25 protein-coding genes are annotated in these 24,833 nt (G+C 27.9%); 14 read left to right on the top strand and 11 right to left on the bottom strand.

The genetic code is table 11. The features are described 5' to 3' along the window. Positions 1 to 2: 2 nt before the first annotated feature. Positions 3 to 422 carry an HIT family protein gene (locus DB723_RS01855; RefSeq protein WP_151552071.1) on the top strand — a complete coding sequence of 140 codons (420 nt, stop codon included), beginning with the start codon at positions 3 to 5 and terminating at the stop codon, positions 420 to 422. A 26-nt stretch (positions 423 to 448) separates the two neighbouring features. Next, positions 449 to 1,111, top strand: a complete 663-nt coding sequence (locus DB723_RS01850) for a hypothetical protein (RefSeq protein ID WP_151552069.1) — start codon at positions 449 to 451, stop codon at positions 1,109 to 1,111. A gap of 10 nt (positions 1,112 to 1,121) precedes the next feature. On the opposite strand, the gene DB723_RS01845 is transcribed toward DB723_RS01850, so the two are convergent. Genes DB723_RS01845 through pdeB form a run of 4 tightly spaced genes read right to left on the bottom strand, consistent with a single transcriptional unit; the run spans position 1,122 to position 4,642 of the window. Continuing rightward, positions 1,122 to 1,595 carry an S-ribosylhomocysteine lyase gene (locus DB723_RS01845; protein WP_151552067.1) on the bottom strand — a complete coding sequence of 158 codons (474 nt, stop codon included), beginning with the start codon at positions 1,593 to 1,595 and terminating at the stop codon, positions 1,122 to 1,124. Continuing rightward, positions 1,592 to 2,770: a methionine adenosyltransferase gene (gene metK / locus DB723_RS01840; protein WP_151552065.1), complete on the bottom strand. Its 1,179-nt coding sequence runs from the start codon at positions 2,768 to 2,770 to the stop codon at positions 1,592 to 1,594. Before metK ends, DB723_RS01845 begins: the two co-directional genes overlap by 4 nt. Then, the gene (locus DB723_RS01835; RefSeq protein WP_151552063.1) at positions 2,767 to 3,480 is read right to left on the bottom strand and encodes a 5'-methylthioadenosine/adenosylhomocysteine nucleosidase; all 714 of its coding nucleotides are present in this window, start codon (positions 3,478 to 3,480) and stop codon (positions 2,767 to 2,769) included. The genes metK and DB723_RS01835 overlap by 4 nt, the downstream gene beginning before the upstream one ends. Positions 3,481 to 3,502: 22 nt before the next feature. Then, entirely contained in the window at positions 3,503 to 4,642 is a 1,140-nt protein-coding gene (gene pdeB / locus DB723_RS01830) for a cyclic di-GMP phosphodiesterase PdeB (RefSeq protein WP_151552061.1), read from the bottom strand. Positions 4,643 to 4,766: 124 nt separating this feature from the next. On the opposite strand from pdeB, the gene DB723_RS01825 reads away from it, so the two are divergent. The 6 genes from DB723_RS01825 to DB723_RS01800 are packed head-to-tail and all read left to right on the top strand — an operon-like array spanning position 4,767 to position 12,973. Further along, positions 4,767 to 5,534, top strand: a complete 768-nt coding sequence (locus tag DB723_RS01825; RefSeq protein ID WP_151552059.1) for a hypothetical protein — start codon at positions 4,767 to 4,769, stop codon at positions 5,532 to 5,534. A 12-nt stretch (positions 5,535 to 5,546) separates the two neighbouring features. Further along, complete coding sequence (gene gltX, locus DB723_RS01820; protein ID WP_151552057.1) at positions 5,547 to 7,019, top strand: glutamate--tRNA ligase; 1,473 nt, start codon at positions 5,547 to 5,549, stop codon at positions 7,017 to 7,019. Between the two features lie 17 nt (positions 7,020 to 7,036). Further along, on the top strand, positions 7,037 to 8,374 hold the full coding sequence (locus DB723_RS01815; RefSeq protein ID WP_151552055.1) for a glycine--tRNA ligase: 1,338 nt from the start codon (positions 7,037 to 7,039) through the stop codon (positions 8,372 to 8,374). Continuing rightward, positions 8,371 to 9,588 (top strand): tyrosine--tRNA ligase, encoded by a 1,218-nt coding sequence (tyrS, locus tag DB723_RS01810; protein ID WP_151551744.1) that lies wholly within the window; start codon positions 8,371 to 8,373, stop codon positions 9,586 to 9,588. The genes DB723_RS01815 and tyrS overlap by 4 nt, the downstream gene beginning before the upstream one ends. Before the next feature lie 10 nt (positions 9,589 to 9,598). After that, positions 9,599 to 11,896: an AAA family ATPase gene (locus tag DB723_RS01805; RefSeq protein WP_151551742.1), complete on the top strand. Its 2,298-nt coding sequence runs from the start codon at positions 9,599 to 9,601 to the stop codon at positions 11,894 to 11,896. Between the two features lie 18 nt (positions 11,897 to 11,914). After that, positions 11,915 to 12,973: an NAD(P)H-dependent glycerol-3-phosphate dehydrogenase gene (locus tag DB723_RS01800; protein ID WP_151551740.1), complete on the top strand. Its 1,059-nt coding sequence runs from the start codon at positions 11,915 to 11,917 to the stop codon at positions 12,971 to 12,973. Positions 12,974 to 12,994: 21 nt separating this feature from the next. Here the strand turns inward: DB723_RS01800 and DB723_RS01795 are convergent, their stop codons facing one another. Together DB723_RS01795 and DB723_RS01790 are read right to left on the bottom strand one after the other, a co-directional pair. Further along, the gene (locus DB723_RS01795) at positions 12,995 to 13,276 is read right to left on the bottom strand and encodes a PTS sugar transporter subunit IIB (RefSeq protein ID WP_151551738.1); all 282 of its coding nucleotides are present in this window, start codon (positions 13,274 to 13,276) and stop codon (positions 12,995 to 12,997) included. 10 nt (positions 13,277 to 13,286) lie between these two features. Next, positions 13,287 to 14,663, bottom strand: a complete 1,377-nt coding sequence (locus DB723_RS01790; protein ID WP_151551736.1) for an aminopeptidase — start codon at positions 14,661 to 14,663, stop codon at positions 13,287 to 13,289. A gap of 124 nt (positions 14,664 to 14,787) precedes the next feature. Between DB723_RS01790 and p22 the strand changes: the two genes are divergently transcribed. Continuing rightward, positions 14,788 to 15,375 carry a lipoprotein P22 gene (gene p22 / locus DB723_RS01785; protein WP_151551734.1) on the top strand — a complete coding sequence of 196 codons (588 nt, stop codon included), beginning with the start codon at positions 14,788 to 14,790 and terminating at the stop codon, positions 15,373 to 15,375. Between the two features lie 42 nt (positions 15,376 to 15,417). Here p22 and mgsA read toward each other — a convergent pair whose 3' ends face one another. The 5 genes from mgsA to DB723_RS05780 all read right to left on the bottom strand — a co-directional run bounded on the left by mgsA (position 15,418) and on the right by DB723_RS05780 (position 20,493). After that, positions 15,418 to 15,801: a methylglyoxal synthase gene (mgsA, locus tag DB723_RS01780; RefSeq protein WP_151551733.1), complete on the bottom strand. Its 384-nt coding sequence runs from the start codon at positions 15,799 to 15,801 to the stop codon at positions 15,418 to 15,420. A gap of 95 nt (positions 15,802 to 15,896) precedes the next feature. Further along, a complete protein-coding gene (locus tag DB723_RS01775) occupies positions 15,897 to 17,912 on the bottom strand; it encodes an EAL domain-containing protein (RefSeq protein ID WP_151551731.1) in 2,016 nt (671 codons plus the stop codon). Between the two features lie 20 nt (positions 17,913 to 17,932). Next, entirely contained in the window at positions 17,933 to 18,919 is a 987-nt protein-coding gene (lgt, locus tag DB723_RS01770; protein WP_151551729.1) for a prolipoprotein diacylglyceryl transferase, read from the bottom strand. Next, positions 18,919 to 20,061 (bottom strand): MinD/ParA family protein, encoded by a 1,143-nt coding sequence (locus tag DB723_RS01765; RefSeq protein WP_151551727.1) that lies wholly within the window; start codon positions 20,059 to 20,061, stop codon positions 18,919 to 18,921. The genes lgt and DB723_RS01765 overlap by 1 nt, the downstream gene beginning before the upstream one ends. A 3-nt stretch (positions 20,062 to 20,064) precedes the next feature. Further along, entirely contained in the window at positions 20,065 to 20,493 is a 429-nt protein-coding gene (locus DB723_RS05780) for a hypothetical protein (RefSeq protein WP_151551725.1), read from the bottom strand. 64 nt (positions 20,494 to 20,557) lie between these two features. Between DB723_RS05780 and DB723_RS01755 the strand changes: the two genes are divergently transcribed. The 5 genes from DB723_RS01755 to DB723_RS01735 are packed head-to-tail and all read left to right on the top strand — an operon-like array spanning position 20,558 to position 24,824. After that, positions 20,558 to 21,988 (top strand): S41 family peptidase, encoded by a 1,431-nt coding sequence (locus tag DB723_RS01755; RefSeq protein ID WP_151551723.1) that lies wholly within the window; start codon positions 20,558 to 20,560, stop codon positions 21,986 to 21,988. Between the two features lie 3 nt (positions 21,989 to 21,991). Next, positions 21,992 to 22,723: a 16S rRNA (uracil(1498)-N(3))-methyltransferase gene (locus DB723_RS01750; protein ID WP_151551721.1), complete on the top strand. Its 732-nt coding sequence runs from the start codon at positions 21,992 to 21,994 to the stop codon at positions 22,721 to 22,723. After that, positions 22,716 to 23,309 carry a hypothetical protein gene (locus tag DB723_RS01745; RefSeq protein ID WP_151551719.1) on the top strand — a complete coding sequence of 198 codons (594 nt, stop codon included), beginning with the start codon at positions 22,716 to 22,718 and terminating at the stop codon, positions 23,307 to 23,309. Before DB723_RS01750 ends, DB723_RS01745 begins: the two co-directional genes overlap by 8 nt. A 39-nt stretch (positions 23,310 to 23,348) precedes the next feature. After that, complete coding sequence (locus DB723_RS01740; RefSeq protein ID WP_151551717.1) at positions 23,349 to 23,837, top strand: CarD family transcriptional regulator; 489 nt, start codon at positions 23,349 to 23,351, stop codon at positions 23,835 to 23,837. A gap of 33 nt (positions 23,838 to 23,870) precedes the next feature. Continuing rightward, positions 23,871 to 24,824 (top strand): hypothetical protein, encoded by a 954-nt coding sequence (locus tag DB723_RS01735; protein WP_188093259.1) that lies wholly within the window; start codon positions 23,871 to 23,873, stop codon positions 24,822 to 24,824. Positions 24,825 to 24,833 lie beyond the last annotated feature (9 nt).

The following is a 24,833-nucleotide window of genomic DNA, read 5'->3' as shown; positions in this document are numbered from 1 at the left end:
TAATGTATAATTGTATTTTTTGTAAAATAGTAAACAAAGAGCTTCCTAGTTATAAAGTTTATGAGGATGATTTAGTTTTAGCATTTTTAGATATAAATCCTTTAACTGTTGGGCATACTCTTGTTATTCCCAAAGAGCATAGTGAAAATTTGTTGAATATGGATGATAAATTTAACGAGAGAATTTTAATAGTATGTAAAAAAATTTCGAATGCTTTAAAGAAAATAAATTCAAACGTTTATGGTGGAATAAATGTTTATTCTGCCTTGGGAGCTGGTGCAGGACAAGAGATTTTTCATACTCATTTCCACATAATTCCAAGATTTAAAAATGATGGTTTTGGTTTTAAAAGGGGAAATAAACTTAATTTTGAAGTTGAAAAATTTAAAGAGTTGTCTATGCAAATAAGTATGAATATTTAGTTTTATTTTGTTAAAAAGGATTCTTTATGAGAAGAAACTTTTTTTTATTTTTTGTTTTCATGCTTAATGCATCAAGAATTTATTCGGGAATTCCTGGCTATCTTAATGTATACAATGGATTTGGTGTTGGTGTTGATAACTTTACTCAAGATTTATTCTTCTATGAAAGACTTAAGTATCAATTTTTTAGTGGACTCGGTGTTAATGTTTCTCAAAATTTCGCGCTTGGTGGGGAATTTAATTTAGATATTAAATTTTTGCCAGGAGATACTCCTTATACTGAAGATATTATGTTTATGTTGAATGGTCAATTATATTTGAAGCATTTTTTAAATTATTTCATAGTAAAAGATGTTTCATTTTCACTTAGAATGTATGGCAATTATTTCTTTTTACCTTATACTCCAATGTTAAGTTTAATTATGTTTACGGGTTTAAAATTTTCATATATTGGCGCAAAAATTTGCTTTAGAGGCTCAGGTGATTGGGTATTGTTGGATAATTTTGTTTTAGGATTAGACATTGGAGCTAGAATTAATATAGATTTTGTTTTTTTAGAATACACAGTTTCTCCAATTTTTTATAACAAACTTTTGCTCTTTAATCAAATGCATAAAATAACTTTAGGCTTTATTTTCCAGCTTGACGTAGCAATAAAGAATAACAGTGAAATAATTTCTGTTTTTTAAATTTTATGATCTAGGGATATTTTAAATTTTCTTCTTTGATATTGTCTAATATTTGTAAGTATTTAGAAGATTCATATTTAGCCATGTCAATGTTATGTTCTTTGTAATTTCCACATTCTTTATCACTTGCACCTGGAATAGGTTCTGAAAAATTTACAATTTCAGAAAAAAGCCATGATATTAAGTCAACAAGATCTTTGCTTTCATAGTTTCCAAAAATTATTAAGTAAAAACCAGTTCTGCATCCCATGGGGCCAAAATATACTATTTTTTCGGCCCAAACTTCATTATTTCTGAGTAAAGTAGCTCCTATATGCTCTATTGTGTGTATTGCTGCGTTTTCAATTATAGGCTCAATGTTGGGAGCTTTGATTCTAATGTCTATTGTAGTAAATGTTACATTTTCAAAGGTATCTTTTCTTGAGACATATATGCCGGGGTTTAATTTTGTATGATCTATTGTAAAGCTTGCTATTTTTTTCATTTTTTTAGTACCGTTTGTATTTTTTTTACAAAATCTAATTTTTCCCATTCAAATTCATTTTTTCCAAAATGACCATAAGTACAAGTTTTAAGATATATGGGTTGCTTTAGTTTTAATTTTTCAATTATGCCATTGGGAGTTAGGTCGAAGTTATTAACAATAAAATTTAATATTTTGTTTTCATATTCGGGATCATTTATTCCTGCAGTTATTTGAATAGATATTGGGTTTTCAATTCCAATTGCATATGCAAGCTGTAGTTCAAATTCTTTAGCAATGCCTGCTGCTACCATATTTTTTGCGATATATCTTGCCATGTAGGCGGCAGATCTATCTACTTTTGTGGCATCTTTTCCGCTATATGCTCCTCCCCCATGTCTTGCAAATCCTCCATAACTATCGGCAATAATTTTTCTTCCAGTAAGACCAGTGTCTCCGGTAGGTCCTCCAATGACAAAATTTCCAGAAGGATTAATGCAATAAATAGTATTTTCATCAAGCATTGATTGGTCTTGAATGTTAGGCTTAATAATTTCTTCAATTATTGTTTGGCGCATTAGTTCTTGGGAAATATTTGGATGGTGTTGATGAGAGACTATAATATTTTTTATTTTTACAGGTTTTCTATTTTTATCGTATTCTATAGTAACTTGAGATTTTGAGTCGGGTCTCAGCCATTTTATTGCTCCTGATTTTCTAAGATTGCTGGCTTTTTTTAGAATTGAATTAGCGAGTTCATAAGGAGCAGGTAAAAAATTTTTTGTTTCATCGCAGGCATATCCAAAGATTATTCCCTGATCACCTGCTCCAAGGTTATTAGATCCTTTTTTTTCAATTGCATTTATAATGTCGCGAGATTGATTACCGACAGCATCTATTACCGTTATTGTTTTGTAATCAAGCCCATAATCAATATCTGTATAGCCTATATCTTTAATGATGTTTTTAGCAATTTCTTTTATATCTATGTTTTTTTTTACAGGACTATTTATTTCTCCTGCTATTACTACTAAATTTCGTGCAACTATGACTTCGCAAGCTACTTTTGCATTTTTATCCAATTTTAGTATTTCATCAAGGATGGCATCAGAGATTTGATCTGCAATTTTATCTGGATGTCCTTCAGATACAGCCTCAGAAGTTAAAGTTTTGTTGGCCGCTATTATTTTATTCATATTAATCTAATGAGTTCCTTTGTCATTTTGCTTGAATTTATTGATGATGTTTTTAAAAATTTGTTAAAGTCTATATGATTGTCTTTATTGTTTGGTAAATCAGAAATTGAGCGAATTATTATGAATGGTATTTTAAATATGTATGCTACTTGAGCTATGGCAGCTCCTTCCATATCTACGGCCAAAGCATCTTTGAAATTTTTTTTAATTGTCTCAAGATTTTTTTCATTGTCAATAAATCGATCTCCTGTTAGTATTAAGCCAATATGGATGTCAATGTTTAAAAGCTTACTGTCAACAATATTAATTACTTTTTTTAGCAGTTCTTCATCTGTTTTAAACCTTTGTGGTAAATTAGGGACTTGTCCTATTTTGTGTCCAAACTTGGTTAAGTCAAAGTCATAGTATGCTGTTTCTGAGGACACTATGATGTCTGATATTTTAAGGTTGGAGTCTTCTTTTATTCCGCCAGAACTTCCGGAGTTTATTATATGAGTGATTTTATATTTAGATATAATTTGACTACTCCAAGTAGCTGCGTTAACTTTTCCAATTCCTGTCGTTAAAGATATTACATTTTTTTCTAAAATTTTTCCTTTATAAATTTTTTTATTTTCTAAGTAGCTGTTTAATACAATTTCTTCTTTGTCATCAATCATCTTATTTATTTCTTCTGATTCTTCTTGCATGGCCGATATGATTAAAATCATGTTTTTTCTCCTTTTAAGTGTCTTATATATTATCTAATAAAGAATATTTATTTTTAATTAGTTCTATTTCATTTTGATTGAGTATTTTTTTTATTCCCATATTTGTGTTTGGTATTGATTGAACGTTGGATTGCTCATTTTTATTTACAACTTTTCCATTTTTTATTATGTAGTTTACATATGGGAGATTTGGGGTATAATCATCTATGTCTACTATTTTGGCTATAGAACCATCATTAAGCTCTACAATAAAATCTAAAGGGCAAGAAGATATTGCATTGATTATTAACTTTAAAACTCTTTTGTCAAATTTTTTGTCAGCATCTTTAATTAGTTCAATAATAGATGCTCCAGAATTGAAAGATTTTTTGTATGCCTTATCTAAAATAATAGCAGAATAGGCGCTAGCAGCGCCTATTATATTTGATTCTATGCTAATATTTTCACTTGTTAGTCCCTTAGGATAACCTGTTCCATCTAGATTTTCTTTATGTGTTAAAAGTGTTAAGCATATTGATCGTGACAAATTGCTTGTTGAAGCTATTTTATAGCTGATTATGGGGTATTTTTTTATTATTTCTAGCTCTTCCTCGGTTAATGCTTCTTTTTTTTCGCTGATTTTTGTTGGAATAAATAGAAATCCTATTTTGTGTAGAAGAGCAATGCTACAAAGTTCTATTGTTTTGTAGTTATTTAGTCCCATTTCATTGCCAAGGGCTACTGTTAAGATAGCTGTATTTACTGAATGAATAATGTGATAGTTTGCAGAAAGCTTAGGAATTCGAAAATACTTGATAAAAATTTTTTTTTGTTTCTTATAAAATTCTATTACTTTTTTTACAGTAGGCATAATATCTTGGTAATATATTTTTTTATTTCTTTTGCAATTTTCATAAATTTCTTCTAAATTACTTATTATTACATGATAGCTAGAAATAGCCTCTTCGTTGAATTTTTTGTGTATTTCTTCATATTCTCTTTTAACAGAATCATCACTGAAAAAATTTGCTCTCTCTTTAATGTATGATTTTAAATTCCATTTTTCAATAAGCTCAATGTTTTTGTCTCCAATAAAGGCATTTTGAGGCCACACCAAGAATTCTCTATCTATTAAATATGATGAATTTTTTATATTTTTGATAATGCTTTCAAAATTTTGCATTTATTCCCTTGAAATTATGCTCTTATTAACCATGTATATCATATTATTTATTAATTGTCCATCTATTGTATAATGTATCTATTATATCTCAGTTTTTGAATTAAGCTTTTTTAAAGAGATTCTTATGGTAGAAAAAATACGCTTAGGTTTTAATGTTATATTTCTTGGATTATTTATTTATTTTTTAGCAATTTTAAGATTCCAAATGAAATTAAGCTTTATTTTATTAAATTACCAATTTATTGTAATTTATTTTTTATTAGTGATTGTTTTTAATGTTATTTATTCGCAGTATTTTTCTTCAAGATTATATTTTATTTTAAATGGAATGGAAGACATATTTACTTTTTTAAAGCTTAAAATGGTTCGCAAAAAGCTTAAAAGTGTTTTTGAAATATCTGTTCTTCTTAGGTTCATTTTAATAAAACAAGATAAAAAAAGTCTTGATGAACTTTATTTTTATTTAAAAGACAATAAATTAAAAAATAAGACAATAGTAGAGCTTTATTCTGTTCTTATTAGTTTTAGAGAGAAAGAAAAGGCTTCTAGTTTAATTTTAAATTACAAGTGCAGTAGAAACAAGTGGGTGAAATATTGCGAAGCTCTAAGCATGTTATCATTTGAAGAGCATTTAAAGCTAAAAGAGGTAGTAGATTTCTTAGATAAGTTTTTTTTAAAAAATGATATTTTTACTATTTATTTTTATTATTTATTGCGAAAATCTAAATCATCTTTTAATTTGCTTGAAAACAGAAAAATTGAGATTAGAAATCGATATTATAAATTTAAAAATAGAATAGATTATAAGCATACAAGACTACTTAGTTCAAATTTATTTTTTGTTGTTTTTTATTATATTTATGATTTTTCTAAAAAAGATGTTTTTTATTAAAGGAGTTGTTTTTTGAGTATAAGAGTTCGTTATGCGCCTTCTCCAACGGGTTTGCAACATATTGGTGGGATTAGGACAGCTTTGTTTAATTATTTTTTTGCAAAATCTTGTGGAGGTAAATTTTTACTTAGAATTGAAGATACAGATCAGAGCAGATATTCTCCAGAAGCCGAAAATGATCTTTATGAAAGTCTTAAATGGCTTGGTATTTCTTTTGATGAAGGTCCTGTTGTAGGGGGAGATTATGCACCCTATATTCAGTCTCAAAGAAGTTTGATATATAAGCAATATGCTCAATATTTAATTGAATCTGGACATGCTTATTATTGCTATTGTAGTCCTGAAAGGTTGGAAAGGATTAAGAAAATTCAAAATATTAACAAGATTCCGCCTGGATATGATAGACATTGTAGGAATTTAAGCAATGAAGAAGTTGAGAGTGCGCTAATTAAAAAAATTAATCCTGTTGTAAGATTTAAAATTCCTTTAGAAGGAGAAACCAGTTTTGACGACATTTTGCTTGGAAAGATTACATGGGCAAATAAAGACATTAATCCTGATCCTGTAATACTTAAGTCAGATGGACTGCCAACTTATCATCTTGCAAATGTTGTTGATGATTATTTAATGAAAATTACTCATGTATTAAGGGCCCAAGAATGGGTTTCTTCAGGCCCATTGCACACACTTCTTTATAAAGCTTTTAAATGGGAACCTCCTATTTATTGTCATCTTCCGATGGTTATGGGGAATGATGGTCAAAAATTAAGCAAAAGACATGGATCAACAGCTTTAAGACAGTTTATTGAGAATGGATATCTTCCGGAAGCTATTATTAATTATGTTACTTTGCTTGGGTGGTCTTACGACGATAAGAGAGAATTTTTTTCAAAAAATGATCTTGAGCAATTTTTTTTAATTGAGAAGATCAATAAATCTCCTGCTATTTTTGATTATCATAAGCTAGATTTTTTCAATAGTTACTATATTAGAGAAAAAAAAGATGAAGATTTATTTAATCTTTTACTCCCTTTTTTCCAAAAAAAAGGGTATGTTTCTAAGCCTAATACTTTAGAAGAGAGTCGAAAATTAAAATTATTAATTCCTCTTATAAAGAGTAGAATTAAAAAATTAAGTGATGCTTTAAATATGACCAAATTTTTTTATGAAGATATTAAATCTTGGAATTTGGATGAGTTTTTAGGCAAGAAAAAAACAGCTAAAGAGGTTTATTCTATTTTAGAATTAATAAAGCCTGTTTTAGAGGGATTTGAAAAAAGACCTTCAGAAGAAAATGATAAAATTTTTTATGATTTTGCTGAGAGAAGTGGTTTTAAATTGGGAGAAATTCTTCTTCCTATTAGAATTGCAGCGCTTGGCAGCAAAGTCTCCCCACCACTTTTTGATTCTTTAAAATTGATAGGCAAATATAAAGTTTTTGAAAGAATAAATTTGGCACAGGAATTTTTAAGAATAAATGAATAGGTATTAAGGATATTTTTATGGTTAGAATGGAAGATATTATTTCTCTTGCAAAAAGAAAAGGGTTTGTATTTCAGTCTTCAGAAGTTTATGGAGGTCTTTCGGGAGCTTGGGATTATGGTCCTTTGGGCGTTGAGCTTAAAAAAAATATAAAAAAAGAGTGGTGGAAGAGTATGGTGTACCTGCATGAAAATATTGTAGGGTTGGATAGTGCTATTTTTATGCGCCCCGAAATTTGGAGAGCATCCGGGCATATTGATGGTTTTTCGGATTCTATGGTTGATTGCAAAGATTGTAAAAGTAGATTTAGAGCCGATTTTATTGATTTATCAGAAAATTGTCCAAATTGCAAAGTTGGGAATAATTTTACTTCTCCAAGAAGTTTTAATTTAATGTTTAAGACTCATATTGGAGTTGTAGAGGACAGTTCAAGTGAGATTTATTTGAGACCTGAGACAGCACAAGGAATTTTTGTTAATTTTAGGAATGTTTTAGATTCTTCAAGACTTAAGATTCCTTTTGGGATTGCTCAGGTAGGTAAAGCTTTTAGAAATGAGATAGTTACTAAAAATTTTATATTTAGAACTTGTGAGTTTGAGCAAATGGAGATGCAGTTTTTTGTTCATCCCAAGCAAATAGATGAATGGTTTTATTATTGGCAGCAAAATAGAATGAATTTCTTTGTAGAAACTCTTAAAATTAGGCCTGATAGATTAAGATTGAAAGCTCATGACTCAACAGAACTTGCTCATTATGCAAAAGCTGCATTTGATATTGAGTATGAATTTCCGTTTGGATTTCAAGAAGTAGAAGGCATTCACAACAGGGGTAATTATGATTTAACTAAGCACGCTAAATTCTCCAACAAGCCTAAACTATTTGAGTATCATGACTTGTTGACAAAAGAGAGATATGTACCTTGTGTTATTGAAACTTCTTCTGGGCTTACAAGGTCTGTTTTAATGACTCTTTGTGATGCTTATTCTGAGGAAGAGCTTTTAGATGGAGATAAACGTATTGTTCTTCGTTTGCATCCCAAGTTGGCTCCTTATAAGATTGCTATATTTCCTCTTGTTAAAAAAGTTGAGCTTGTTGAGATTGCTAGAAGGATTTATATGGAGCTTTGCGACGATTTTCATATATTTTATGATGACAGCGGAACAATAGGTAAAAGATATAGACGTCAAGACGAAATAGGAACTCCTTATTGTGTAACAGTAGATTACAGCACTATTGAGGATGAAACAGTTACTGTTAGGGAAAGAAATAATATGACTCAGAGGAGAATTTCTATTAATGATTTATATTCGTACATTAAAACAGAGATTTTGAATTACAAAGAGGATTTTAATAAATGAATCTTGTTTTAAATCTTTTACATAAACGCGGATTTTTAAAACAATGTACATCTTTAGAAGTTTTAAGCGGTTTAATGGATAGAGAAAAAATAGTTTTTTATGCAGGAATTGATGCAACATCTAGTTCTCTTCATATTGGACATTTGATTCCTTTTTTAGCGATGATGCATCTCAGAGAATACGGGCACATACCAATTGTTTTGATTGGAGATTCTACATCAAAAATAGGTGATCCTTCTGGAAAAAGTGAAATGAGAAAGATGTTGTCTTTAGGAGAGATTAAGAATAATACTTTGTCTATAAAAAATCAGCTTCAAAAAATAACTAAGTTTGATTCAGAATGCTTTATTCATAATTCAATTTGGCTAGATAATCTCAATTATATTGAATTTTTAAGAGATATTGGTATACATTTTTCTGTTAATCGTATGTTAAGCTTTGAAACTTATAAAAGAAGGCTAGATTTTGGACTTTCATTTATTGAATTTAATTATCAGCTTTTGCAGTCTTACGATTATTACATGCTTAATAAAATAAAAAATTGTCGACTTCAAATTGGTGGTGATGATCAATGGGGAAATATTATCTCAGGTGTTGATTTAATTAGAAGAAAATTGGGGAAAGAAGCTTTTGGACTTACGTTTCCATTAATTACAAGGAGTGATGGGAAAAAGATGGGCAAATCAGAAAAAGGCGCTGTTTATCTTGATTCTGCTCTTTACAGTATTTATGATTTTTATCAGTATTTTAGAAACACTCCAGATTCTGATGTGAAAACCTTTTTATACCTTTTTACTTTTTTAGAAGAAGAAGAGATTGAATTAATTTCAAATTTTAGGGGGAATTCTTTAAATAAAGCTAAAGAGATTTTAGCTTTTGAGATAACTAAAATTGTTCACGGGGAAGAAGAAGCCTTAAAAGTTCAAGAAGCATCCTTTGCTGCATTTAAGGGGAGCGGAGATAGAAGTAATATTCCATTTTTTAAATTTAGTTTTTCTAGCTTAGAAGAAGAGGTATCATTGATTAATTTAATGTTGGATTCAAAGATTGTGCCTAGCAAATCCGAAGGTAGAAGGTTGATTAATTCTGGGGGGGTGTATATAAATGGCAAAAGGATAGAAAACCAGAACCACTTTCTTACCAGAGAGGATTTTAATAACAATGAAATTGAATTAAGAATAGGTAAAAAAAAATTTTTACGAATTGTTTTATAATTGATTTTGAATGTATGACAGAAGAGCTTTAAATTGTTTATTTTTTAATACGTTTTTATTTTTCATGGAATCTAAACATCTTGTTTTTACGGAAGAGCATATTTTTTATGGACTTATTAAAAACGATAAAGTTAAAGAACTGCTTAATTTATGTACAATTGACTTTTATAAACTTAATAAACAGCTAGAAGAATTTTTTAGCAAACTACCCTTAAGAGATAATTATATTCCAGATTATGTTTCTAGTATGGATTATTTGTATGATGATATAATCAACGTTCTTTTTTTTTATAAAAAACCTTATAAGGTTCAAGAAAAAGATTTATTGTGGGTGCTTGTAAAAAAAAGAAAAAACAGTATTTTAGATGCACTGCTTAACTCAGGGTTTAATTTAACCATTTTTGACAGACTTATTGAAGTTCATGATTATTTAACTGTAAATACTAAATCCGATTCAAGTTATGATAGTGAATTAATTGCAAAATATATTCATAACAATGCACCAAAAAGTAAGGGGGGCTTTCATATTTTTGATAATAAGCGCGATAAGTTTGATCAAAATAATATTTTCTTAGAAAATAAAGATTCTATTGGCAATTTTTTAACAAATGTTATTGATGTTCTTGATTTAAACCACAATCCTTTAATTGGTCGAAGGCGGGAATTATCTCGTTTAATCCAGATAATACTTAGAAAGCATAAAAGCAATCCTATTCTATTTGGAGAGCCAGGTGTTGGAAAAACAGTATTAATCCAAGGCCTTGCATATAAAATCAAAATGGGGAATGTTCCAAAGGATTTAATAGGGTATGAAATCTATTCTCTTGATATTAGTAGGCTTATTTCGGGTACTAAATATAGAGGAGACCTTGAGAGTAGAATGAATAAAGTTTTGGATTTTTTAAGCTCAAGAAAAAAAGTTATGCTTTTTATTGATGAGATACATATGATAGTAGGGGCAGGGGCTACTTCGTTTGGCAGTATGGATATATCTAATTTGTTAAAGCCTATTCTTACTTCGGGGAAAATCAAATTTATTGGGGCTACTACAGAATATGAATATAGAAAATTTTTTTTAAAAGATAAGGCTTTAATGAGAAGGTTTCAGAGTATAGAGCTTAAAGAGCCTAATTTTGAAGAGACCTATAATATTTTGCAGGAGATTAAAAAAGATTATGAAAGATATCATAATGTGGAATATACAGATGAGGCAATACAAGCTTGCATTGTTATGTCTGGGAAATATATTAAAGATAGATTTCTTCCAGACAAAGCTTTTGATATTTTAGATGAACTAGGTTCTAAGTTTAATCTTGAAAATATAAAAAGGATCATAACAAAAGATGATGTTTGTGATCTGATTAAATCTATTGTTGGTTCTAATATTTTTAATTTTGAAGAATATGATAGTGAGTTGTTGATTAATTTAGAAAATAGGATAAAAAAAGAACTTATTTTACATGATAGTTTAGTATTTGATTTGGTATTAAATATTAAACTATTAAAATTTAATTTGCTTGTCAATAGAAGCACTATTGGCATATTTGCCTTTATTGGTACTTATGGAGCTGGAAAATGCAAATTGACGGACATTTTATCGCAAGAGCTTGAAATTCCAAAATTTAGTCTTAATATGGGTGAGTATGGCGATTTTAATTCCCTTGACAGATTAATTGGTCCTGTTTTAAGTAATGATGGACATTATGAATCTACCAGATTTTTCAAATTTTTAAATAAATCTTCTAATTCTATTATTTTCTTATCAAATTTTGATAAATGTAGCAAAAGGGTTTTAGATTTTTTTTTGGAGGGGTTTAAAACCGGCAAACTTTTTGATGGTCTTGGGAAGCAGGTAAGTTTATCAGAAAGTTTAATAGTAATAAGTATTAATATTGAAAACAGTGAGCTTAATAGTATCGGCTTTAAAAATAATAAAATGACAAGGGAAAATGATTCTAATCTTATATTAAAGAAGAGATTTCCCAATGAATTTTTAGAGTTAATAGATCATGTGTTTGTATTTAAACCTGTTGATGAGTTAGATTTTGAAAAAATAATTTTTAATGAGCTTAATCGTTTTGCAAGTATTTTGCGAGATAGAAAATTTGATGTTTTTTTTGAAAAAAGTGTCATTGATTATATTCGGGGGAAGGTCTATGGAAAGGGGCATGGCTTAAAAAGTGTTAAAAAGTTTATATTCAAAGAAGTGGGAAAGCTTTTAATAGATGAAATTCTTTTTAAGAAAATTGAAAATTCTGGTAAAATAAGAATCTATTTAGATGAAACAATAAAATATGAGTTTTTATAAGGTTATAGAGGAGTATTTATGAAGATATCGGTAATAGGAGCGGGTGCTTGGGGGACAGCTATTGCAAAGTCTTTGGCAGATAAATTTGATTTTAATGTTTTTTTATGGTCTTTTGAAGAAGATGTTAAGAATGGTATTAATAACGACAATGTTAATGCTAAATATTTAAAGGGAATTAAATTACCAAAAAATTTAGTTGCAAGTTCGGATTTGTTTGAAGTTGTATCGATGTCCGACTATATTTTTATTGCAACGCCTTCTCTTTTTACTGTTGATATTTTAAAAAAATTGGATCAATTTTTGCATTCTTTGGAAATAAAGCCAAAGCTAGCAATACTTACAAAAGGGTTTATTACTTTTAATGGGGAAGTTCAGACAGTTGTTGAATCTGCTGAGAGAGTTTTGAAAGGATATAAAAACGAAATTACTTATATTGTTGGTCCAAGTCATGCCGAGGAAGTTGGACTTGGTGTGATAACAGGACTTGTTGCAGCTAGCAATAATAGAGAAAATGCATATTTGTTTATTAATTTATTTGACAAAACCCCAATTTCTTTGTTTTATAGCAACGATGTTTTTGGGGTGCAAATAGCAGCAGCTTTAAAAAATGTATTTGCGATTGCATTTGGAATTTTAGATGCGTACAAAGTGAATCACTCTAATTCAATAGGTGATAATACAGAATCATTTTTATTTTCACTATCCTTAAATAGTATGAAGGATATTGCAATTGGACTTGGGGGAAAAAATATTGAAACTTTTCTATTTTTATCTGGTTCTGGAGATTTAGATGTTACTTGTAGAAGTATATTTGGAAGAAATAGACAATTTGGTAATGAAATTGTTAGTAAAAACATTTTAAAAAGTTTTTTTAGTATCGATGATTTGATAAGCAATATTGAAAAAATTGGATATTTGCCAGAGGGAGTTTTGGCTGCTAAATCAATTTTTTCTCTTTTAAAGCAATTAAATCGTGACTTCAATTCTAATAGTTTGTTAAGCGTTATATATAAAATTTTGAATAAAGAATTGGGACCTGAATCTATTATTGATTATATGAGAGGTATTAGGCAATAAAATAAAGCCCCTGCAGAGGCTTTATTGTTTTTGATCATTCATCATATATAAAATTTTATTATAAACATCATCTATTATTTCAAAATTCATCACAATTTCTGTAAGTTCATTAGATTTAATAGTTCCTATTATGTTGTCATTTTTTGTTAAATCATCTCTTTTTACTAAAGAATTGCTGTCTACTAAAATTTTTATTCTTGTTATGTCTTTACTTATGTTTTTAATATTTTTAATTCCTCCAAAGCATTCTACAATATGCTCTGTTACTTTGATTTTATTTGTTTTTTCTAAGTCTGTTGTCATAGCAGCAATTTTATTCCTTGTAGAAAGCTTTGTACGCTAAGTAAGCATTGTATAAGTCAAATTTAGAAATTATTTCCATTGGAGAATGCATGCTTATAACAGCGGGGCCCATGTCTATTGTTCTTATTCCATAGCTAGCTAAGAATTTAGCAACGGTACCTCCTCCCCCTTCTTCTACTTTTCCAAGTGTAGCTACTTGCCAGGCTATATTGTTTTTATTTAATAGTTGTCTAATATGAGAAACAAGCTCGGCATCAGCATCACTTGCCATACTTTTCCCACCATGTCCTGTGTATTTCATTATGGGTATGCCATATCCTAGTTTAGGGGCATTTTGTTCGTCGTGAACTGAGCTAAATAGCGGGTTTATTGCTGCGCAAACATCAGCAGAAATGCTTTTTGAATTCCATAAAGCTTTTTGGACGTGAAGATTGTTATATTCTGATTTTTTAATTTTAAAGATCATGTCAGAAACAAAATATTCAAGATATCTTGAGTCTAGTCCAGTTGAACCTGTTGAGCCAATTTCTTCTTTATCTACAAGGAAGCAAATAGCTGTTTTGTTTGGAATCTCTTCAAGATCAAATATGGATTCTAGTGAAGTGTATACACATATTTTGTCATCTTGTCCGTAAGCACCAATTAAGGCTTTGTCAAATCCAACGTCTTTTGCTGTTCCTGCGGGTACTATTTCAATTTCTGATGATACGAAATCTTCTTCTTCTATTTTGTATTTTTCTTTTATTAGCTGCAAAGTTGCTAGTTTAACTTTATCTTTTTCTTTTGTTTCAATCGGTAGGCTTCCAATTAAAATTTTTAGATTTTCTCCCTCAACAATTTCATCTGATTTTTTATTTCTTTGTATTTTTCTATCAAGATGGGGCAAAATGTCGGGAATTACAAATACAGGATCGTTCTCGTTGTCTCCAATATTGATTTCGACCTTTTCTCCGTTTTTTAAGAATACTACACCTCTTATTGAAAGAGGCGTAGATAACCATTGGTATTTTTTAATTCCCCCGTAATAATTTGTTTTAAGAAATGTAAGTTCATTTTCTTCAGAGATTGGTGAAGGTTTTGCATCAAGTCTTGGTGAATCTGTGTGAGAAACAATTAAATTCATTCCATTTTCAATAGGATTTTTGCCAATAATAGCAAAAGCAACAGATTTTTCTCTGCAAGCGTAAAAAATTTTATCGCCTGGCATTAAATTTTCTTTCTCTTCAGCGTTAAGAAATCCCTTTTTTTGAGCTTTATCTAGAGCATAGGCTGTAACTTCCCTTTCTGTTTTAAATTTACTTATAAATTTTTTGTAATTTTCTGAAAAATTGAAAATTTGATTTTTTTCTTCTTCACTTAAAGATATCCATGGATTTTGTTTTTTCATTTATAAGACCTCCTCTTTCATTTTAACATTTTAATTGTTTTTAAAGTGTGTACAAAATAAATTATTTATTGTAAACTTACCTTTAAATTTTAATATTATTAATAAATAATAAGGGAGAATTTTTATGTATAAAAATGGTTTTTTGAGAAACTATTTAATGGTATTTTTATTTTTTTTAATAATTGCTTGTACTTCAAAAGACAGCTCAAATGAATACGTTGAAGAGCAAGAAGCGGAGCAGTCTTCTAAGGTTGATGATACTTCTAAAATAGATGAACATACTATTGGTCATGTTTTTCATGCTATGGGAGTAGTTCATTCAAAAAGTGATCGAAAAAATTTGGGGGAAAATATAAAGGTTTTTTATTTTTCCGAACAAGATGGGCACTTTCAAACAATACCTTCAAAGGAGAATGCAAAACTAATAGTTTATTCTTATGACAATATTTATGCAGGAGAAGTTCCAATAAGTATTGCTGGAAAAGACGCTTTTATTTTTGTTGGCATTACCTCTGATTTTAAAAAGATTATAAATAGCAATTTGCATGGTGCGCGAAGTGATCTTATCGGTACTTTTAAAGATCTTAATATTAAAAATTCAAAATTGGAAATTACAGTTGATGAGAATAATTCGGATGCCAAGACTTTCCTTGAATCTGTTAATTATATTATCGACGGTGTTGAAAAAATTTCGCCTATAATAATGAATTAATGTATGGTTTTAATTTCTTAGGCTTTAATTTTAAATTAAAGCCTATTTTAAAGCCAAACTTTCAAGTCCTTTTATCAAAATTTCTGCTGTTTTTACGTTTGTTGCAAGTGGTATTTTATGTACATCACAAAGCCTAATAAGAGCCGATACGTCTGGTTCGTGAGGTTGACTTGTTAGGGGATCTCTAAAGAAGAATATAGCTAAGATATTTCCTTCAGCCACTTCAGCTCCAATTTGCTGATCTCCTCCCATGGGGCCCGATTTATATTTAATAATTCCAAGATCAGTAGCTTGTTGAATTTTAGACCCTGTTGTTTCTGTTGCAATAAGTTGAAATTTAGATAAGAAGAGATAGTTTTGTTTGACAAAACTTACTAAGTCATCCTTTTTTTTATCGTGTGCAATTAATGCTATTTTTTTTCTCATTAATTTTATTCCCTTTCTAATGTAAAATAAATTTTTTATTAAAATTTAATAAAAGTTAGTCATGAGTATATTTTAGATTTCATTGCTTTTAGCATTTATATTGGTTCTGGTTTGTGCCATAAAAATCCTTGTCCATAGTCTATTTCTAGTTCATTTATTTTTTTTAATATTTCTTCATTATATACAAATTCAGCAATAATTTTTATATTTTTTGTATCTGCTATTTTTTTAATAGATTTTATTATTACAAAATCTATTTCACTAGAGTTTATTGCTTTTATGAAAGAACCGTCTATTTTGAGCAAGTCTATTGGTAGTGTTTTAATATATGAGAGTGATGTATGTCCGCTTCCAAAATCATCGAGTGCTAGTTTGATTCCAAAACTTTTTAATTCTTGAAAATATTTATTTATTATTTCAAAATTTTCAAGAATTCCAGTTTCTGTTATTTCTAAGCATATGTTTTGAAGTGGGATTTGGCTTTTTAACAAAGTATCTCTTAAAAAGATTCTAAAGTTTTGTGATTTTAGAGAATAAGGAGATATATTGATTGAAAAAATGTGAATTCCATTTTTGGCTACAAAACTTTGATATTCTCTTAAGGCCTTTTTAACTACTAATTTATCAACTTCAACAGTTAAATTATATTTATCTATTAGACTAAAAATTTGATCGTTTGGAATTGGTTTGCCCATGTGATCAAAAAGTCTCGTTAAGATTTCTATTTTAGGCTTTAAGTTCTTTTTAAGAGGATATATTTTTTGATAATAAAGAGTGAAAAAATCATTTTTTATTGCCTTTAGTATATATTGAAAGATTTTGTTTTGATTTTTTAAAATTACTGCTTCTGGAAGTTCTTCTTTATATATAATAGGATTAGACTCTTTATATTCCGATGATATTTTTGTAGCCATCATTAATTTAGGGATTTTGAATTCTAAGTTTTCTTTTAAATTTACTTCTATTATTCCGATATTGAATTCGAATATAATAATATCTTCTTTTTTAAATGCTAATGAGATTGTTTTTTTAATTTTTTTTGCAATTGAGATTATTCGTTTTTCGCCACCATTTGTGCATATGATTACTATTAAATTGTTGTGTTTTAGTTTGAAAATATATTCAGAATACAATGACATTATTTTTGAATACATTATTTTAAGTATTTTTAGTTTAAGTTTTTCTTTGTCTTCTTTGTATTCATATTTTGTTGTTAGGGATAGGGCCAAATTAAGTAAATATATTCGAGTTTTTTTGTAAATATCCATATTGTTTACTAGTAATTTTTCAATTTCTTTGGCATTTTGAATTTCGTCTTGTGAATGAGCAATTTCTAAGTATTGATAGTTTTCTGTTTTATTAAGGTTTTGAATTTCTTTAATAGTTATTAATTTATCAATATTATTTTGAGCTATTGTACTAATAAATACATCTACATGTAGTTTTTTATTATTTTTTACAGTTAAAATACAATCAGTTATTAATATGTTTTTAAATTCAGGAATAGAATTTGTATGGTAACTTAAATCTATTTTTTTTAACTTTTCCCAATCTCTAATATCTATATCGGTTGCTTTGATTGTATTTCCAGAGGTTTTCATTGGAAGATTAAGATTTTTACTGCCTTTTTCATTTATATAAATAATTTCATTTTCGGTATTTGTGATGATTACTATTTCTTTTATGAGTTCTGATAAATTTAAGAAGAAATCCAAAGTTGTGTTTTTATTGTCGCAAAATAGTTTTTTTTGGTGTATTAAGCTTTGCTTATATTTTAATTCGCTTATGTCTTTTATTATTTCTATGTGATTAAGTTTTAAATATTCCTTATCAAATTTTTCATTGTTAATTATAATAGAATGAATTTTGTTTGTATTTTTTAATTCATTTGCAACGTTTATTGAAAAATCTATTGGGTTTTCGTAATTATAAATAATAGCAAATTTAATATTATTTTGTTTTATATATTCATTGTGTAAAGCTTTTTCAGATTTTACGATTTGAATTAAGTTAAAAATAGATTTAAGTTTTATAAGATCTCTAACATCAATTTCATTTTTAGAGATTACAACAGAATTTATATTTTGATAATTATTATTAACTTTGTTCATTTTATTGGCTTGTTCTTATTTCAATTTTTATATGCCAAATTACTATTATTTTTTATTTTTTTATCTGAGATTTTTTTAGTGGTTATTATCCATATTAAACCTAAGAGTATTAACGTTAGTGAGAGAATTTGTCCCATTGATATGTTTAAAAAAGAAAATTCTAAAAGACTGTTGATTGGCTTATAGTTTATTATAAATCCAAGTTCTTTGTCCGGTTCTCTTAAATATTCAATAAAGAATCTAAAAAAAGCGTAAAGCATTACATACATACCAAAAATAAACCCATCATGTTTTTTCATTTTTCTAAATAAAAACCATAGTAATATAAAAGTTACAGGTCCTTCAAAAAATCCTTCAATAAGTTGAGAAGGTATTCTTGGGAGGTTAATTAGCAGATCATGAGGCAAAATTTCAAGCCCTATGGATGATGCAAATTCTTTTACGCCCGGTATATTTGTGTCAAATGGTTCTGCATTAGGGAATATTATTCCTCCTTTCATTACTCTTCCATAAAGTTCTGCATTTGCAAAATTAGCAAGTCTTCCAAGTATGTAACCAGAAGAAAAAGCTATTGATCCATAATCTGTTAGTTTTAGAAAATATTTTTGAACATTTGTATTTTTAAGTTTCGTGTTTATTGTGATTAGAGGAGCAATTATTGCTCCCAAGAAACCGCCGTGGATGGCCATGCCTCTAAATCCTGTAAAATTCCAATGTTGGTCAAATGGTAAGAGTATTAACCAGGGGTGAGAATAATAAATGCCTGATTTGTCGTAAACCAAGGTAGATGCCAATCTGCCTCCTAAAATTGCTCCAATTACAAGTGAGAACATAAATGTTTCATAATCTTCTTTTTTTATATCAATGTTATCTAATTGTATTTGATACCAAATAAACTTATAAGAGATTAGTATGATAAAAATATAAGATAGACTATACCATGTAATTGGTATACCTTGAATCACTTCGGGATGCAACCAACTTGGGTAATTTATGTAATTTTGCATTAGACCTCCTTAGCCTTTTCAAGCTTTTCAAAAAGCTTTTTTTTAAGTAACATATTTTGTTTTCTTAAGGTTTCGATTTCTCTTTTTTGAGATTTTATTATATCAATAATTTCGCTACTGTTTATTGTTTTGTTTTTTATTAGCAATTCAAGGTATTCAATTTTTTCAATATATTCTTCATGAGCTTCTCTTAGTACGAAATCATAACTTTCATTTAAATCTTCTTCGCTTAAAAGCTCAGCATCATTTGCTAAATCTTCAAGTTCAATTAGTTTTTTTGCAATTTTTTTTATACTTTTAGAGGTTGAACTTGTGGGTTTGTATATGGTGATAGGGATTTTACTGTTTAAAGCTTGATCAACTATTTCATCTTTATAGATTGCTCCAATACTTTGTAAATTTATGCTTAAATAGTTTTTTGCTGATTTTATTATTTTTTCAGTTTTTTCAATGTCATTAGGGTTTTTGAGCATATTGAATATCATAAAAGGGCTAATTGTTTTAAACAATTTGTTAAATTTGGAGTAATTTTCAGGATCTTCGTTTTCTAGTTTTAGTAGTAAATTAGGTATATATACTGTTTGAAGATCAATTGAATTTTGTTTTATTGTTCTGAGGATTTCATTTCCTTTTGTTCCTCTTTTAAACATGCTTGATAGCAGTCTAAATATTATATTTTTAAGAAATAAATATGCATTCATTGTAGCTGTTACTGTGGGTGTTGTTACTATTACCCCTCTTTTTGACATTAAAAAGAAGTCTATGATATTAAAAGCTGTTCCTGCTCCAAGATCGATCACCAAGTAATCATATTTTAAAGATTTCAAATTTTTTATTATAGTTTTTTTTTGAGAAGCACCTATATTAGCAAGTTCTGGTATGTCAGAATCTCCTGCAATGAAGTTTAAATTTTTAATTCCAGATTTAATAATAATGTCTGAGAAATTAATTTTTGTTTTTAAAAATGTACCTATGCTTTTTTTGGGAACAATATTTAACATTGAATGTAAATTAGATGCTCCAAGGTCAAGATCAATAAGCAAGACGCTTTTTCCTTCATTTGCCAGACAAATTGCTATATTTGTTGAAAAAAGGGATTTACCAACTCCCCCTTTACCACTGGCTACAGGAATAATAATCAAGCTTTACTCCTCTTTTTTTATTTTTGCCCTAATAATTATTGCTAAAATTATTATATTAAATATTAGATAAACTACTGTAATTCCCAAAATTATAGCTAGAGAGGTTTGATAGACGTATATTTTAAAAGCAAATCCTAAGATAAATAATAATAATGTTAATATTATTTGGAATAATTTGGTTATTATTATAATACTGTGAAGAATTTTAAATTTTTCGTATATAAAATAATAAAGTGTTAAATTGGCCATGAAAAATTCAGGTGAGTATAAAATAAATGTTAGCATAAACTTTATTGAATAATGATTAATAAAAATTAATTTATTAATGGCTTGGGATAATAAGACTAAAATTAAAAGACTTTCGAGTATTTGTAATATAATAAGGCTTAATCTTTGAAGGCTTTGTTTTTTTTTAGGATGTGAGTTTAACATAGTTTTAAAATATTATATTATGGAAATAAAATCAAGTTTTAATTTTTGCATTAGGAATGGATAAATGAAAAATAAATTTTTAATATGCGTGTATTTTTTATTGATTCTGGGTATAAGCTCTCTAGTAATTGTTGAATCTATTTTTGCTTTTGATGGATCTAATAATAGTAATTTGTCAAGATCTAATTATGAGCAGATGATGATTCAAGCTTTTGAATTTGTAAAAGAAAATTATGTTGATCCTGTAAGCGATGAAGTAATTTTTGAAGGTGCTTTAAAAGGAATATTTCAATCTTTAGGTGATCCTTATTCTCAATATTTGACAAAAAAGGATTTAGAAGAAATTTCAAAAACAACAGTGGGAGATTATGTGGGTATTGGAATTTCTATAATAAAAAAAATGCATTCTCAAGACAAGCAAGACAAAGCAAAAGATCTTGATCCTAGTAGCACTTGCGTTTCTATTGTTGCTCCTTTTGAGGGGGGCCCAGCCTATAAGGCTGGAATTAAATCTGGAGATTGCATAACCGCTGTTGATGACAAGAGTGTTTCTTCTATGGAGGTGGATCAAGTTGTTGATCTTTTAAAAGGCAAAGAGGGCACAAAAGTTAAAGTGTCTATTCTTAGGGGAAAAAATTTAACATTGAATTTTGAACTTACAAGAGAGAAGATAGAAATAAAAACAATTAAACATGATGTTATTAATCCAGATATTGGGTACATAAGAATAGTGAGTTTCAATCCACACACGTCTGCAGATTTTAGCAAAGCTTTAGAAAATCTTAAGAGCAGAAATATTAAATCTTTAATTTTAGATTTAAGACTTAATACTGGGGGATATTTTCAGGCAGCTATAAAAATGGCTGATGATATTTTATCTAAAGGGACTATTGTTTCCACAAAATCAAGAAATTTTAGCAAGCCTATTGATTATAAGGCAAGCTCAAAACAAGTTTTGCCTTCAGACATAAAAATCGTTGCTTTAATAGATAAATCCTCAGCATCAGCATCAGAGGTTTTTGTAGGAGCCTTAAAAGATAATAAGAGAGCCTATATTATTGGTGAAAAGTCTTATGGTAAGGGACTTATTCAACATGTGGTTCCTTTTTATACTGGTGGATTTAAAATTACAAGTTCAAAGTATTATACTCCATCTGGGAAAAGTATTCATAAGGTTGGGATTGAGCCTGATTTAGAAATAAAATCACCAGATTTTTCTGAAGAGGAAGCGTTAATATATAAAGAAATTTTTGATAAAAAGCTGGTAGAAAACTTTTTAAAAGGCAAAAAATCCATTACTGAACAAGAGATTGATTTTTTTGTTGAAAATCTTATTAAAGAGAATCCAAAATATAAAATTGATAAAGAATTTTTGGGCAAGTATGTGTTTTTTAATTACTATCAAGATAATAATAAAGAACTGCCAATTTATAACCTACATTATGACAAGGTTTTAAAAACAGCTTGTGAATATTTGTCTAAATTGGGTAATTAAATTGTGAAGCAAATTGTTTTGGATGCGAATTGTTTAGAAGGCGATTTTGCTATTGTTAAAGATGTAAGAATATATCATCATCTTGTGAATGTAAGGCGACTTAAAAAGGGTGATAAGCTAAATATTCTTTTAAAAGATGGAGAATTAAGAGCGTCAGAAGTAGTAAAGATTGGTAGTAATTTTATTAAGCTTGCTACCAATAAAATAGATAAAATTGAAAAAAATAATTTTGAGATAAGTATTTTTATTTCTAGTTTAAAGGGTAAAAAAATAGATTCAGCGTTAAGACAGGTTGTTGAAATTGGAGTTTCAGAAATTAATATTATTAATGCGGAGCATTCTGTGTCTAAAATAGATATAAACAATACATCTGCTAAAACTTTAAGATTTTCAAAAATAATAGATGAGGCCTTAAAGCAAAGTGGTAATAAAATTATTCCTAAAATTAATTTTTATAATAATTTTTTTTCTTTTCCCTATTCTTTTTGTACTACTAAATATTATGTTGCTCATCAGAGTGGAATGATTTTAAGCAAGAATGAAAGTTTTGACAATTTTAACAAAATTGGAATTATAATAGGCCCTGAGGGGTGCTTTTCAAAGTCCGAAATTGTATTTTTTAAGGAGAAAGGCTTTAATTTTGTAAGATTTAATACTCCAATTTTACGATCTGATACTGCTATTATTTATTCACTTGCTTATTTTAATGCATTTTTAGAGGGTTATAATGGCTAATTTAAAAGACATATATTCAAAACCAAATAGGTTTTATTTTTTGGGCGTGCCTATAGATGTTTTTGATAGTCGCAGCAAGCTTATAAGCAGATTTGCTTATCTTTCAGGGCATCCTTATCATTCAATAGTAATTTTTATTGGTCTTAAAGCTTTTCTAAAGGTTTTGATTTTTAAAAAGTTTAGAAATCATATTAAAAATTCTTCTCTTGTTTTTTTAAATTCCAAGATTGTAAGATTTTTTTTTAGGATTTTTAAAAGAGTTAATATTGACTGCTATGATTCAAATACAGTTCTTCTTATTTTAATGGGAATACTAGAAAATGCCCATAAAACATGTTATATTATTGACAAGGATAAAGTGATTTCCAAGAAAAAATTTTTAAGATTGAAAGAATCTCATAAAGAAATTAGTTTTATTGGATATTATGATTTAAAAGCTGTAAAGAGAAATAAAGAAATGTTTTTTGCCAATATTAATAAACTTACTCCTAGTGTGATAATAAGCTTTTGTAATGATAGATATCTTGAAAATTTATTTTATGAAAATAAATTTAGTATTAGAACCAATTTAAGCGTTTTTTTATGAGCTTTTAAATTTTAACTGTTTAAAGTTTATGAGGTAAATATGGCATTTTTGCTAAATCAATCGGTAGTTTATCCAATGCATGGAGTAGGTACGATTAAGGATATTAGAACTAAAGAGTTTAATGGTGAGATTATTGATTATTATGAAATACATTTTCCATTTAGTGATATGATTTTTATGGTTCCCGTTGCTAAAGTTGATGACTTTGGAATTAGAGCTTTGGTTAGCAGAGAAAAGGTAGAAGAAGTTTTTGATGTTATTAAAGAGTTTGAAGGTCAAATAGATTCAAAAAAAATAAAAGATGGTGGTCATGAATTTTATAAAAAAAGTGATATTTTGGATACAGCAAAGTTATATAAATTTTTATATAAAAAATCTACCCAAAAAGAACTTCCTTTTTACGAAAAAAGGATTTTAAATGATTTTGAGTTAATATTGGAGCACGAGATTAGCTTAGCTTTGCAAATTAGCTTTGAAGAAGCTAAGAAGAAGATTAAAAATATTTTGATCAATAATAAAAAGGCTTAAAGGTTTTTCAATTTTTGAGGAGAAGGATTTGTTGTGCTTGATTCTTTAAGATTGATCTTTTTAATAATTTATAGGTTTATTTTGGTATTTTGCCTTTTTTCTTTAATGTTTATTTGTACATTTTATTTAAAATATAAGTTTTTGTATTTTAATTTTTCTATTTTTAGTTATAGTCTTTATTACAATGCCTACATTTATTCTTTTCCTTTGTCACTTGTTGTTACTTTCATGAGGAGGCCCTATCCTTTTTATGGAATTGTTTTAAAGTCTTCTAGAGGGACTTTTAATTTTTATTGTATTATCTTTATTCTTATTTTATTGTTTTCTTATTTAGGATTTTTGGTTAGTTATAGTTTTCATTCTTACTATATCGATAATAATAGAAATAATAATTTTATCCTTAAAGATGAGGTTGTACATTTTTTAAATGATAAAATAATATTTTCTAGCAATAAGCCTAAAATTTATGGTTTTAATGGAGTTTTAATCGTTTCAGATAATAATAACAATAATGATAAAAGTTTTTCTTACCAACCAACTCTTTCTTATTCTAATAAGATTGATTTTAATGAGAATAATTTTTTAGGACAAAAGATATATAATAACTTTGTTGATTTTATTTTTAGGGATTTAAAAATTTTGAATAATTTTCTACTTTCACTCAACTATTTAAGTTTAATTTTTAATGTATTGGGAATTTCTTTATTGTTATTTGCCTTTTCCTATGTATTTAATCTTATTTTTTCAAATAGTTTTGCAATATTTCTCTATCCCATTTTTATTATACTTTTTTTAAAAATTTATAATGTATATTCAATTGAGTTTCCCAAGATTTACAATGTAATAATAGGAAGGAGCATTGTTTCTGATTTTATTCCTTTTATTTTTTGTGTTTTAACCTTTTTTTCTAGCTATGTATTTGGTTTTGTTTCAGAATATATTAAAATCAGCAAAGATTTAGATAATAATTTGTATAAGGGTAGTTAATTCTTAAAG

The sequence above is a fragment of the Borrelia maritima genome (assembly GCF_008931845.1).
Taxonomy (GTDB): Bacteria; Spirochaetota; Spirochaetia; order Borreliales; family Borreliaceae; genus Borreliella; species Borreliella maritima.
The sequence above is the reverse complement of the archived record's forward strand: the minus strand, read 5'-3'. Positions and strand labels throughout refer to the sequence as shown.